The sequence below is a fragment of the Azospirillum sp. 11R-A genome, assembly GCF_049472615.1.
Classification (GTDB): domain Bacteria; phylum Pseudomonadota; class Alphaproteobacteria; order Azospirillales; family Azospirillaceae; genus Azospirillum; species Azospirillum palustre.
The window spans coordinates 162420-175449 of record NZ_JBCEBL010000015.1 but is presented as its reverse complement, the minus strand read 5'-3'; the positions used below and the strand labels follow the sequence as shown (position 1 = coordinate 175449).

Sequence of the window (13030 nt, the reverse complement as noted above, 5' to 3'; positions counted from 1 at the left end):
CATGATGAAGGCGCGGGCCGGCGGCACGGTGCCGGCGGCGGTCATCATCATCGGGAAGGCGCGGCCATACTCGCTGGCGGCATCGACGACGGCCTTGTAGCCGGCGAGGTTGGCCTGGGAGGACAGCACGTCCATGACCTGGGCGCGGGTGATGCGCGGCATGAACTCCATGGCGAAGGCGTTGACGCCGGCATCGGCGTAGGCCTTCACATGGTCGCGGCTGTTGTAGGGATTGAGGATAGCGAACAGCAGCGCGCCTTTGCGGATCAGCGCCAGCTCGTCCTCACCGCCCTCGGAAGCGATCAGCGGACGCTGCACCTTCAGGACGATGTCGGCATCGGCCAACGCCGAAGCCTGGTCGGCGGCGATGGCGGCCCCCGCCGCCTCATAGGCTGCATCGGTGATGCTGGAACCGAGGCCGGCCCCGCTCTCCACCACCACGTCCAGACCGAGGGCTTTGAATTTCTTGACGGTTTCGGGAGACGCGGCGACGCGGCGCTCGCCCGGGCGGCGCTCCCTGGGTATCGCGATCTTCATGTCGTTTGCTTTCGAAGGCCGGCCTTGGCGGCGGGCAATAATCGGCCCACCCCTGGGTCAAGGCTCCCGGTCAGGGCCGGATCAGGGCGGGCAAGCGCCGAAGCGGCAACTCAGGTGGGGCGGCGGACATGCGCCGGCCCCACCCGCAGCACTCACTGGTTGGCAACGACCGGGAAGTCCCAGCCTTCCGCCGCCGTGGCGGCGGCTGTGGCGGCGGCTGTGGCGGCAGCCGTGGCGGCGGCCACCGGAACGCCCTCGCCCGACAGCTCTTCCAACTGGCGGCGGATCAGGTCGCGGACGCTGACGACGCCGACCAGGGTGGAGCCTTCCAGAACCGGGACATGGCGGATGCCGTGTTCGTCCATCAGGCTCAGCACATGACGGACGGAGTCCGACGGGCTGCAGCAGTAGGGATCGCGCGTCATCAGCGCCGAAACCGCCTGCTCCAGGATGGCGGGACCGCGGTCGACCAGGGCGCGGACGACATCGCGTTCGGAAATGACGCCGACCACCGTGTTGCCTTCGGTGCGGCAGACGTCCTTGACCACCAGCGCGCCGGTGTTCTCCGCCTTCATCAGGCGCAGCGCCGTGGTCACCGTTTCATTGATGCGCACCATGCCGATGCGCGTGCCCTTCTTGCGGAGAATGTCCTCGACCTTCATGACGCTCCACCCCCCTTGAGGCGGCCGGCGCGAACCCAGTCCTGGTTTGCGCCGGCCGCGTCGCCTGACTCGATTTCTGGTTTTGCCTACTGGGCCGCCACCGCTTCCGGCGTGCGGGCGGGAGCGGCGGACTGCGGCCTGCTGTAGCAGCCGGCGGTCTCGCCGCGCTGCTTCACCAGCGCCAGCACCACGTCGATGGTCGGCGTCGGCACGCCCACCATGCGGCCCATCTCCTGCACCACCGACAGCAGCGGGTCGATCTCCATCGGCCGGCCGCGCTCCAGATCCTGAAGCATCGAGGTCTTGTGCGCCCCCACCGCAGCGGCGCCGTTGATGCGGCGCTCCACATCGACGCGGAAATGGACGCCCAGCTTGTCGCCGATGTCCTTGGCCTCCAGCATCATCGACTTGGCGACGGCGCGGGTGTCGGCATCGCCGCAGATGACCTCCAGCGTGCCATGGGTCAGCGCGCTGATCGGGTTGAAGCAGAGGTTGCCCCACAGCTTCAGCCAGATCTCGTCGCGGATGCGGTCCAGCACCGGCGCGCGCAGGCCGCCAGCCTCCATCGCCTTCGACAGGGCGACGACGCGGTCCGACTTCGACCCGTCCGGCTCGCCGAGAGAAAATTTGTCGCCATAGACATGCTGGATGACGCCCGGCTCCACCACCTCGGTCGCCGGATAGACGACGCAGCCGATGGCGCGCTGCGGACCAAGGCCCTTCCACTGGACGGACCCCGGATCGACGGTTTCCAGCGTGCGGCCGTCGAACTCGCCGCCGGTGCCGTAGAAATACCAATAGGGAATGCCGTTGACCGCGGTGACGACGGCGGTGTGGTCACCGAGAAGCGGTTGCATCGCAGGCACGACACCGGGGACGGAGTGGGCCTTCAACGCGACGATCACATAATCCTGCGGGCCGAGTTCGGCCGGGTTGTCGGTGCAGCGGGGGTGGACGACGGTCTTCTCCTCCCCCATCAGCAAGGTGACGCCGTTTTCGCGCATCGCCGCCAGATGCGCGCCACGCGCCACCAGGCTGACTTCGGCACCTGCCTGATGCAGGCGAACGCCGAGGTAGCCGCCGATGGCCCCGGATCCGTAGATGCAGATCTTCATGCCGGATTCCCCTCTCCCCCGATTTCACTTTTTGAATGCTGTGGGGCTGGACGACGCCAGCCTGCCCGCACCGGCCGCATCCATCGGCTGACCGGTCGCTTTGCAGCGGCATCCAACAGTCTGTCGCGCAAACTGTGTCTGGAGTTTGGTATACCACATACCGTATGTCAATGCGGAATGTGGGGGCTCGGTTGAGATTGCGGACGCCGGATACACCCCGTTCGGATCAGGCTCCCTTCGCGAAAAAGTACAGGGTCAGCACCGCTCCGATGATGACCACCAAGGTCTTCAAAAGCTTGGGATCGACCCGCTTCGCGCCGATGGCGCCGGCATAGCCGCCGGCCACCGCCGCCAGGGCCATCGCCACTGTTTCCGGCCAGGACACCGCGCCGGCGACGATGAAGGTGCCGACCGCCGCCGCGTTCATCAGCATCGCCAGCAGAAGCCGCAGCCCGTTCATGGCGTGGATATCGCGCAGCCCGAACAGAGTCAGCGCCGCCAGCATCAGGAAGCCGATGCCACCGCCGAAATAGCCGCCATAGATCGAGATCAGGAACTGCACCACCAGCACGCTGCGCCCGCCCAGCCGCAGCCGGGACACGATGCCCGGCGCATAGGCGCCGATGGCGAAGACGGAAGTGGCGAACAGCAGAAGCCAGGGCACGAAGCGGGCGAAGGTCGCGTTCGGCGTCACCAGCAGAAGCAGCGCGCCCACCAGTCCGCCGACGAGGCTGAGGGCGGCGAAGACCGGCACATTCACCTGACCGCCGGCCGCGATCTCCCGCCGATAAGCCCAGCTGCTGGCCGCCTGCCCCGGAAACAGCGCCACGGTGCTGGAGGCGTTGGCGGCCACCGGCGGCACCCCGGCGAACAGCAGGGCCGGAAAGGTGATGAAGGCGCCACCCCCGGCGACGGCGTTCAGCGCGCCGGAACAGAAGGCCGCCAGCATCAGGACGAGAATACCCAACATGATCGACCCACCCCTTTCGATCCGTGTTGACGGCACCAGCCGTATTCTGTATACAGAATATCAGTCTCCGAGCGTTCTCTGCCCGGACCTGTCGGTCGGGGGGCGCGGGTCGTGAATGCGGTTCACGGCCGGCCTCCCAAAACGCGACAAACCGACACCGGGACCAATGCGGTGGTCCCGATGCCGGTTTGTCGTTTTTCCGGCGGTATCTTGTCCGCCCTTACACTGTTCCGCCGTTACTTGGAGTTCCGGCTGGCCCCCCGGTCAACGGGAACCCTGTCGGCGGAAAGTCCGCGGTTCTTTCAGTCGGCGCCCTCGGTCACCAGCTTGCCGACCGGCTGGGTGGTGTCCTCGGCGATCTGGCGGGCACGCATCGGCTTCAGGACGAACAGGGCCATGAAGGCGGCGATGGCGTTGACCGCGGCGGCGAAGAAGAACACCGCCTGCCAGCTGCCGGTCGAAGACACGATCACGTTGGCGAAGGGAACGACCAGAGACGCGGTGCCCTTGGCGGTGTAGAGCAGGCCGGCGTTGGTGGTGGCGAACTTCGACCCGAAGCTGTCGGCGCAGCAGGACGGGAACAGGCTGTAGATCTCGCCCCAGGCGAAGAACACCAGACCGGTCAGGACGACGAAGGCGACCGGGTGCTGACCCCACTGGTTCAGCGCCAGGATGCCGACCGCTTCGATGGCGAAGGCGACGAACATCGTGTTTTCACGGCCGATATGGTCGGACACCCAGCCGAAGAACGGACGGGTCACGCCGTTCAGCACGCGGTCGATGGTCAGCGCGAAGGTCAGCGCCGGCAGGGTCAGGCCCATGATGCTGACGGGCATGCCGTCGAGGTGGAAGTCCTTGGCGATCGGGCCGAGCTGGGCGGTGGCCATCAGACCGCCGGCGGCGACCATGACGAACATCAGGTACATCACCCAGAAGACCGGCGACTTCAGCGTCTCCTGCGGGGTGTAGTTGCGGCGGCTCTGAGCGATGTTGCTCTTGGTCTTCGGCAGCAGGGCCGGGTCGGCTTCCTTCAGGAACCAGGCCAGCGCGAAGACGATCAGGCCCTGGCCCAGACCGAACACCAGGAAGGTCTGCTCGAAGCCGGAGGTCTGGATCATGTTGGCGATCGGAACGACCGTCAGGGCGGAACCGGCACCGAAGCCGGCGGCGGTCAGGCCGGCGGCCAGGCCGCGGCGATCCGGGAACCACTTCAGCGCGTTGCCGACGCAGGTGCCGTACACGGCGCCGGCACCGACGCCGCCCACGGCCGCGCCTATATAGAGCAGCGCCAGCGAGTCAGCGAACGAATTGATGACCCAGGCCAGGGCGCACAGGATGCCACCGACCACGACGACGATGCGGGGACCGAACTTGTCGACGAACCAGCCCTCGACCGGCACCAGCCAGGTTTCGGTCACGACGAAAATGGTGAAGGCGATCTGAATGGCGGCACGGCCCCAATGATACTTTTCATCGATGGGGTTGACGAACAGCGTCCAGCCATATTGCAGGTTTGCAATCATCGACATACAGATCACGCCGATGACCAACTGCATCCAGCGGCCGCCGAGCGGTGCTCCCTGCGCCTCCGAATTCGTATGCTGCATCTTCTATCTCCTCCTAGGAAGCGGTTCTCTGCCGATTCGGGCGTCGCTTCTGTTTTGATGCTTTAGGCGTTTTCTTTGGGTGTCTTCTGAGATGCTTCGGAATTTGATGCTGTTGTTTGCTGTGAGTGGCAGCGCGGCGGGGATGCGGCCCCGGGGCGCTTCACTGCTGTGGGAGGCGGGTTTTCACCCCCCGCCAAATCGGTGCGGTCCTGATCCGATCTGGAATTATCAATATGGTATACCAGATGCCGAATGCCGTGCAAGCGATTAGTGGAAGGCACGAACTGTTTCCGCAGGCTGCATTCACGCCGTTGCGGGGCCTACGCCCGGCCATTGGTTTTCCGGTACGCGGAAAGTGTGGCAGGCCAGCTTTTGGCCTGACAATCTTCTGGCATATGGTATGCCAGCACCGGGGACGTACCGTCGGCGCCGGCGCCCATCCGGGCAGAACCCATATTGATAAGGAGTCGACCGCCATGGACCAGCAGCAGAACATCGAGATCGTCGTGGCGCGTGACGATGCCGATATCGCCGCCAGCTACCCGATCATGAAGGAGCTGCGGACCCACATGACCGACCCCGAAGCCTACCGCGCGCAGATCCGCCGTCAGATGGACGACGGCTATAACCTCGCCCTGCTGCGGCTGGACGGCGAGATCGCCGGTTGCGGCGGCTTCCGCGTCCACGAGACGCTGTCGCGCGGCCGCTACATGTATGTCGAGGATCTGGTCACCAGCTCCGCCAAGCGCTCCTACGGGCTGGGCGACAAGCTGTTCGACTGGCTGGCTGGCGAGGCGCGGGAGCGCGGCTGCGCCCAGATGGAGATCATCTCCGGCATCCAGCGCGGCGAAGCCCACCGCTTCTACCACCGCAAGCGGATGACCATCAAAAGCTTCCAGCTGGTGCTGCCGCTCGCCTGACCGGGTGGAAATACCGAAGGCGAAAACGAAAAAGACGGCCCTGGGAGGCCGTCTTTCTCACGATGACAGGAAGGAAGAGCCGCGGATCAGAAGGCGCGTGGGAAGCTCGCCCAGGCCGGCCCCGGCGGCAGTTCGTCTTCCGGCTCCTTGAGATCGGCTTCGGTCGGGTTGGCGAGGCGAAGCGGCGCGGAGGAGAAATCGCGCTGCGACTTGCCCGCGTTGGCGATCTGCATCGACAGAATATAATGGACCGTGCCGCCGAAGACGGACAGCACAAGCGCCAGAACCAGCATTTCCAACATGTTCATCGCTCCAGTGTCTCGGTGGGGTGCTTTTTTGTTTGGTCGGCTTCGGCGTGACAGTTCCGTTATGACGCGATGCAGCAATTGGTTCAAGTTTTTTGGTATACAAGGTACATGATGCCGGACATGCACATACCGCATGCCTAAGCTCATTTGCATGCATAACAAACATATCGCATTACGAACAGTATGGCTGTGCTGCGTTGGTATCATGAGCCAACAGGGCGAAGCCCGTTGCGCTGCACCATCGTATGAGGCGGCCTGAAAATTGGGGCCGCCGCCAAAATTGGCCATCGAAATTGTTTGATTGGCGTACAGTATTTGGCATACCATATTCAAAGCACGACGCCCGGCCGGGCGCCCTGCCGGCCCTGAAGACGGGCCGCCCCACAGATGGCTTTCCCGCCAGCCGCAGCCGATCAGGAGTCCCGCCATGAAGGTCGAACACATCCTGCGCACCAAGCAAGCCCGCGTCGTCGCCGTGCGGACCAGTGCGACGGTCGCCGACGCCATCCGCCTGATGAAGGCGGAGAACATCAGCGCCCTGGTCGTCAAGGACGTCTGCCGCACCGAAGGCAACACGCTGGCCGGCGTCCTGTCGGAGCGCGACATCGTGCACGCCCTGCTGGAGCGCGGCAGCTCGCTGATGGCGATGCCGGTGTCGCAGCTGATGACGCGCCAGCCGGTGACCTGCGCCCCGTCCGACAGCGTGCGGCAGGCCTTGCAACTGATGGAGCAGCACCACATCCGCCATCTTCCGGTTCTGGAGGACGGACATCTGGTCGGCGTCGTCAGCGCCCGCGACTTCACCCGGCTGCAATTGCAGGAGCTGGACGGCACGGTCACCGGGGTCGCGGAACCGCCGGCCGCCGCCACCTACGCCCATTGATCCGTCCCACCCGGCCGCCCTACCCAGGCCGCCCCACCCGACTGCGGCGCCGCCGGCACATCGAGTCCGGCGGCGCCTTTGCCATGGGAGTGACCCTCTGTGACCACCCTGATCTTCACCCATCACGACTGCTTCGCACATGACACCGGGCCCGGCCATCCGGAGGCGCCGGAACGGCTGGCCGTGGTGTGGCAGGTGCTCGATCGGCCGGAGTTCCGCGATTTGGAGCGCCGGTCCGCGCCCGAAGCGGATGTGGAACAGCTGTCGCGCGTCCATGAGCGCTCTTACGTCGATGCGGTCCTGGCCGCGGTTCCGACCGACGGCTATCAGCGGCTGGACGGCGACACGCTGCTGTCGCCGGGATCGCGCGGTGCGATCCTGCGCGCCGCCGGGTCGGTCTGCGCCGCGGTCGATGCCGTGCTGGCCGGCGAGGCGACCAACGCCTTCTGCGCGGTGCGCCCCTGCGGCCACCATGCCGAACCCGCCCGCGCCATGGGATTCTGCGTCTTCAACAACATCGCGGTCGGGGCGGAGCATGCCCGCAAGGTCCATGGGCTGACCCGTGTCGCGGTGGTCGATTTCGACGTGCATCACGGCAACGGCACCCAGGCGATGTTCGCCGACGATCCCAACCTGTTCTTCGCCTCGACCCACCAGTCGCCGCTCTATCCCGGCACCGGCAATTCCTGGGAGCGCGGCGTCGACGGCAACATCCTCAATCTGCCGCTGGAGCCCTACAGCGGCTCCGTCGAGTTCCGCCAGGCGGTGGAGCGCGTCATCCTGCCGGCGCTGGAGGCGTTCCAGCCGGAACTGCTGCTGATCTCCGCCGGTTTCGACGCGCACAAGCGCGATCCGCTGGCGCAGCTCGGCCTCACCAACGAGGATTTCGAATGGGTGACGCGCAAGCTGGTCGAGCTTGCCGACCGCGTCTGCGGCGGCCGGGTGGTGTCGGCGCTGGAGGGCGGCTATGACGCCACCGGTCTGGCGGAAGGCTGCGCCGCCCATCTTACGGCGCTCATGCGGGCCTAACGGGCGCTGTCCAGGGAGAAGGCGTTCGCAACCCGACGCCTTCCTCTCGGTCCTCTTCCCCTCAATCCGTCGCCAGCCCCACCCCGCATTCCCGCGCCCACTCCAGCAGCCGGGCGGTCGCGCCGTCCGGCGCCGGCCGCTGCAACGGGGCCGCCCCCAGAACCACGGCGCCGTTGCTGCCGTCGATGGTCAGCAGGTCGCCGGTGCGGACGGTCACCTCGCCGACCCGCATCACCCCCTCCTCGACATCGATGCGGAGCATGCGGGCGCCGCAGACGCAGGGCCGGCCCATGCCGCGGGCCACCGTGGCGGCGTGGCTGGTGAAGCCGCCGCGGGCGGTGACGATTCCGACGGCGGCGTGCATGCCGTGGATGTCTTCCGGCGAGGTTTCCGGCCGGCACAGGATCACCGGCGCCCCGCCGCGCGCCAGCCGCACCGCGTCGTCGGTGGTGAAGGCGGCCCGGCCGGTGGCCGCTCCGGGCGAGGCCGGCAGGCCGGTGGCGATGGCCGCCGCCAGCGCATCGGCCGTCAGGGTCGGGCGCAGCAGCTCGTCCAGCGCCTGCGGATCGACGCGGCGCACCGCCTCGTCGCGGGTGACGATCCCCTCCTCCGCCAGATCGACGGCGATGCGGACCGCCGCCTCGGACGACCGCTTGCCGCTGCGCGATTGCAGGATGAACAGGCGTCCGCCCTCCACCGTAAACTCGATGTCCTGCATGTCGGCGAAGGCACGCTCCAGCCGCTCCGCCACGGTGCACAGCTCGGCATAAACGGCCGGCAGGCGGCGCTCCATGGAGCGGTCGGGGTTGAGCTGGCCGGCGCTCAGCGGGTCGGGGTCGCAGGTGCCGGACACCACGTCCTCGCCCTGGGCGTCGGCAAGGAACTCGCCGCACAGGCCGGGCACGCCGGTGGAGGGGTCGCGGGTGAACAGCACGCCGGTGCCCGAATCCGGCCCGCGGTTGCCGAACACCATCGCCTGGACCGTCACCGCCGTTCCCAGATCCTCCGGAACGTCGTGCAGGGCGCGGAACGCCACCGCCCGCGGGTTCATCCAGGAGCGGAACACCGCCGCCACCGCCAGACGCAGCTGCTCGGCGGGGTCCTGGGGGAAGGGCCGGCCGCAGCGGGTCTCCACCAGCCGCAGGAAGGACGGAAGCAGGCTGCGCCAGTCCTCCGCCGTCAGGTCGCCGTCGCGCTGGAGCCCCCGCTCCTCCTTGTGCTCGTCCAGCAGCGCCTCGAACCGGTGGCCGGGCACGCCCATCACCACGCAGCCGAAGGACTGGACCAGCCGGCGATAGCAGTCATAGGCGAAGCGCGCGTCGCCCGACGTCGCCGCCAGCCCTTCGACGCTGCGGTCGTTGAGGCCGAGATTGAGGATGCTGTCCATCATGCCGGGCATCGACACCGCGGCGCCGGAGCGGACCGACAGCAGCAACGGACGCCCGGCATCGCCGAAACGCCCCCCGGCCTGCCGTTCCAGCGCCAGGATGGCGCCGTCGATCCGCTCGATCAGGCCGGCCGGCAGCGCATCCTGCGCGCCCAGCCCGCGCCCGGCCTCCGCGGCGATGACGAAGCCCGGCGGCACCGGGATGCCCAGCGCCGCCATCTCCACCAGACGCGCCCCCTTGTTGCCCAGCCGCCCGACATCGGCCCGGCCATCGCCCAACCCCGCGCCGAGTCCGGCACCGAAGGGAACGATCACGTCCGGTACGGCCGACAGGAGGACAGCGGCCGGATGGCGGAGCGGGGCGATGTCGGGAGCGGTCAAGCTGTTCATGATGCACTCAACATGGGTTCGGCCGGCCCGTCGAAGGCCATCAGACGCAGCAGCCGGTGCAGTCCATCCGGATCGTCGTTCTTCCTGTCCGCAGTCCGGGCAAGATGCGCCCGCTGCCCGTCACCGGGTCCGCCGGCACGAACGACGCCATCGCTAAACAGCCGCAGCAGCGGTTCGGCCCGCGCGCAGGCCGCATCGCTGCCACCGAGATCGATGGTGAAGCCGGGGGTAAAGCCGGGAGCCAGCGGCGCATCGGCCGTCAGGACCCCCATGCCGGACAGCCGCGCGGCGTTGGCCGAAGCCTCGGACGGCGGGATGCGGGACAGGTCGATCACCAGCGTGCCCGGCGGCAGGGCGCCGGCAAAGCCGTCATTGGCGAAACGGGCGTCGCCGAACAGGGCGGCCTCGACCGCGCGGGCATCGGGCAACAGCAGCATCACGACGTCGCACATCCCGGCCTGGTGACGGAACGCCCCGCGGCCATGGCGGTCGTGGTGCAGCCGGTGCCCGGCCTGCCGCAGCCTGTCCATGATCGCATCGGCCATCTCCCCGTTTCCGACGAACCCGACATCCATTGCGCGATCCTCCTGCTTCCGCCCCCGCTGCCGTTTCCCTCGGCGGGATCCGGCGCCGTGCGTCAGTCTGGAGATTGATTGCGCATTCCGCGTCGCACAATAGCACCATCGCGCAATTTTCACATCGCGGAAACCCGTCCCGACTTACCTAATCTTACCCAAGCCTAACATGTTCGGCCGGGGTCTCCAGTGGCGAAAAGCCGCAGCCCTCCGGAATGCGGAGCACGGGACCGGACGGGGTTTCCACCAGCCGCGGCACGATCGGCGGCGGGATTCCCTGTCCGGGGCCCTGGACAGGACAGGCAAGGGCCATCGCCGCCGCCCTGTCGGCACAGCCCGCCAGCCGCAGCAGGGTCATCCGGGTGGCGTAGACCAGCCGCCGCTGTCCGGCCCCGGCCTCCGCCAGAAGGCGGCGCGGGCTCGCCCACAGGGTGCCGACCGCCTCACCGCCATCGCAGACCGGCTGCTGTCCCTCCGGTGCCGGGGCCAGATAGAACAGCGTGTCGAAGCGGCGCGGCAGCATCTCCGGCGTCACCCAGCGCGCCAGCGGCGCCATGCGGTCGAGGGCGGGGACGGCGCCCGCCCGCGCCAGCGCCGCGGCGAACCCCTCCCCCGCCGCCAGGGCGCGGCGCAGCTCGTCGAGAGCGCCGGGCGCAAGGGGATCGCGGGACAGCAGAACGCCGCATTCCTCCGCGCACTCCCGCAAGGCGGCGACGCGGTGCGCCAGATCGGCCGGCGGGTCCCCATCCGGCCAGAACCGGCGCCAATGCGGGTCATGGTCCATCGCCTCCATGCGCCCACCGGGAAAGACGGTGGCGCCGGGGGCGAAACGCAGGCCGGCATGGCGTTCCATCACCAGCAGTTCCAGCCCCTCAGGCCCATCCCGCAGCAGGATCAGCGTGGCGGCGGGATGGGCTGGAACGGGGCTTTGCGGCGCGGTCTCGGGCATGCCCCAGTGTCGCCGACGGGCCGGCCGGCTGTCCATGTGCCGCGGGTGGAACCACTCTCACGATGCGGAATAAGGATCGGGCGCCGTTTGACCGTCCGGCCTAGGACTTCCAGCATCGGCCCAACACCGAACCCCAACTCATCATCGTTCGCCAGTCCCGCCCCTTTTCGCAAAGGGCCGGGCGGAGGAAGGCTGTCGTCATGCCGTTTCACCGCAGCACAAAGATCGTCGCCACGCTGGGTCCCGCCAGCTCGTCGGAAAGCCAGATCACGGCGCTCGCCCGGGCGGGCGTGAATGTCTTCCGCCTGAACGCCAGCCACGGCACCCAGGCCGAACATGCGGAGCGCTTCGCCCGCATCCGTGCCGCCGAAAAGACCGTTGGCCGGCCGATCGGCGTCCTGCTCGACCTCCAGGGGCCGAAGCTGCGGGTCGGCACCTTCGGCTTCGGGCCGGTGGATCTCGCCATCGGCGACCGTTTCCGCCTGGATCTCGACCGCCGGCCGGGCGACAGCCGCCGCGTCTGCCTGCCCCATCCGGAGGTGTTCGCCAGCCTGGAAGCCGGCCTGGACCTGCTGCTGAACGACGGCCGCATCCGGCTGCGCGTTCTGGACTGCGGCCCCGACTTCGCGGAGACCGAGGTGGTGGCCGGCGGCACCCTGTCCGACCGCAAGGGCGTCAATGTGCCGGGTGCGGCGCTGGCGCTCAGCGCCCTGTCGGAGAAGGACCGCAGCGACCTCGCCTTCGGGCTCGACCTCGGGGTGGACTGGATCGGCCTCAGCTTCGTCCAGCGGCCGGAGGACATCCTGGAAGCGCGCGAGCTGATCGGCAACCGCGCGCATGTGATGACCAAGATCGAGAAGCCGGCAGCCTTGCCGACGCTCGACCGCATCATCGAACTGTCCGACGCGGTGATGGTGGCGCGCGGCGACCTCGGCGTCGAACTGCCGCCGGAGGACGTGCCGGGCCTGCAGAAGAAGATGATCCGGCTCAGCCGCGCCATGGGCAAGCCGGTGATCGTCGCCACCCAGATGCTGGAATCCATGGTGTCGGAGCCGACTCCGACCCGCGCCGAGGCGTCCGACGTCGCCAATGCCGTCTATGACGGGGCCGATGCGGTGATGCTGAGTGCGGAGTCCGCCTCCGGCCGCTATCCGGTGGAAGCGGTGGCGATGATGGAACGCATCGTCCGCCGGGTGGAGGGCGACCCGCTCTACCGCCGCATCATGGATGCCGACCATCCCAGCCCGGAGGCGACGGCCCCCGACGCGCTGACCGCCGCCGCGCGACAGGTGGCGGAAACCATCAGCGCTGCGGCCATCGTCACCTACACCACCACCGGCTCGACCACGCTGCGCGCCTCGCGCGAGCGGCCCAGCGTGCCGATCCTCGGCCTCAGCGCCAACGAGGCGACGGCGCGGCGGCTGTCGCTGGCCTGGGGCGTCCATGCCGTGCTGACCGACGACGTGGCGAATTTCTCGGAGATGGTCGGCCGTGCGCTGACGGCGGCGGCGGAGACCGGCATCGGCAAGTCCGGCCAGTCGCTGGTGGTCACCGCCGGCGTGCCGTTCGGGACGCCGGGCAAGACGAACTCCCTGCGGGTGGTGACCATCGACGGCGACGATATGCCGAAGCTGGAGACGGCGCATAAGGAGGCGGTGACGGTCTGAGGCCCGCTGCGTTCAGGGCGGCATAAACCGC

General features: G+C 68.1%; 12 protein-coding genes and 1 pseudogene. 4 read left to right on the top strand and 9 right to left on the bottom strand.

Annotation, left to right across the window (positions count from 1 at the left end):
- From VH569_RS20535 to oxlT, 5 genes and pseudogenes are all read right to left on the bottom strand, one after another.
- Window positions 1-537, bottom strand: a pseudogene (locus tag VH569_RS20535) (NAD(P)(+) transhydrogenase (Re/Si-specific) subunit alpha); the annotation flags it as partial.
- 152 nt (window positions 538-689) lie between these two features.
- Window positions 690-1199: a CBS domain-containing protein gene (locus VH569_RS20530; protein WP_423317445.1), complete on the bottom strand. Its 510-nt coding sequence runs from the start codon at window positions 1197-1199 to the stop codon at window positions 690-692.
- Window positions 1200-1285: 86 nt separating this feature from the next.
- Complete coding sequence (locus tag VH569_RS20525) at window positions 1286-2314, bottom strand: 2-dehydropantoate 2-reductase (protein ID WP_423317444.1); 1029 nt, start codon at window positions 2312-2314, stop codon at window positions 1286-1288.
- 226 nt (window positions 2315-2540) lie between these two features.
- A complete protein-coding gene (locus VH569_RS20520) occupies window positions 2541-3284 on the bottom strand; it encodes a sulfite exporter TauE/SafE family protein (protein WP_423317442.1) in 744 nt (247 codons plus the stop codon).
- Window positions 3285-3586: 302 nt separating this feature from the next.
- Window positions 3587-4891 (bottom strand): oxalate/formate MFS antiporter, encoded by a 1305-nt coding sequence (oxlT, locus tag VH569_RS20515; RefSeq protein ID WP_376960846.1) that lies wholly within the window; start codon window positions 4889-4891, stop codon window positions 3587-3589.
- Between the two features lie 476 nt (window positions 4892-5367).
- Between oxlT and VH569_RS20510 the strand changes: the two genes are divergently transcribed.
- Complete coding sequence (locus VH569_RS20510; protein WP_085084000.1) at window positions 5368-5811, top strand: GNAT family N-acetyltransferase; 444 nt, start codon at window positions 5368-5370, stop codon at window positions 5809-5811.
- Between the two features lie 86 nt (window positions 5812-5897).
- On the opposite strand, the gene VH569_RS20505 is transcribed toward VH569_RS20510, so the two are convergent.
- Window positions 5898-6119: a hypothetical protein gene (locus VH569_RS20505; protein WP_098737466.1), complete on the bottom strand. Its 222-nt coding sequence runs from the start codon at window positions 6117-6119 to the stop codon at window positions 5898-5900.
- 427 nt (window positions 6120-6546) lie between these two features.
- Here VH569_RS20505 and VH569_RS20500 point away from each other — a divergent pair, with 427 nt between their 5' ends.
- A complete protein-coding gene (locus tag VH569_RS20500; protein ID WP_377810978.1) occupies window positions 6547-7002 on the top strand; it encodes a CBS domain-containing protein in 456 nt (151 codons plus the stop codon).
- A 99-nt stretch (window positions 7003-7101) separates the two neighbouring features.
- Window positions 7102-8031 carry a histone deacetylase family protein gene (locus tag VH569_RS20495; RefSeq protein ID WP_423317439.1) on the top strand — a complete coding sequence of 310 codons (930 nt, stop codon included), beginning with the start codon at window positions 7102-7104 and terminating at the stop codon, window positions 8029-8031.
- Window positions 8032-8092: 61 nt separating this feature from the next.
- Here VH569_RS20495 and VH569_RS20490 read toward each other — a convergent pair whose 3' ends face one another.
- The 3 genes from VH569_RS20490 to VH569_RS20480 form a co-directional block, all read right to left on the bottom strand.
- Complete coding sequence (locus tag VH569_RS20490) at window positions 8093-9808, bottom strand: pyruvate, phosphate dikinase (protein ID WP_423317437.1); 1716 nt, start codon at window positions 9806-9808, stop codon at window positions 8093-8095.
- Complete coding sequence (locus VH569_RS20485; protein ID WP_423317435.1) at window positions 9805-10353, bottom strand: NAD(P)-binding domain-containing protein; 549 nt, start codon at window positions 10351-10353, stop codon at window positions 9805-9807. Before VH569_RS20485 ends, VH569_RS20490 begins: the two co-directional genes overlap by 4 nt.
- Before the next feature lie 184 nt (window positions 10354-10537).
- Window positions 10538-11332, bottom strand: coding sequence for an NUDIX hydrolase (locus VH569_RS20480; RefSeq protein ID WP_423317433.1), 795 nt, complete (start codon window positions 11330-11332; stop codon window positions 10538-10540).
- 200 nt (window positions 11333-11532) lie between these two features.
- Here VH569_RS20480 and pyk point away from each other — a divergent pair, with 200 nt between their 5' ends.
- Window positions 11533-12999 carry a pyruvate kinase gene (pyk, locus tag VH569_RS20475; protein WP_423317431.1) on the top strand — a complete coding sequence of 489 codons (1467 nt, stop codon included), beginning with the start codon at window positions 11533-11535 and terminating at the stop codon, window positions 12997-12999.
- Window positions 13000-13030: the final 31 nt, after the last annotated feature.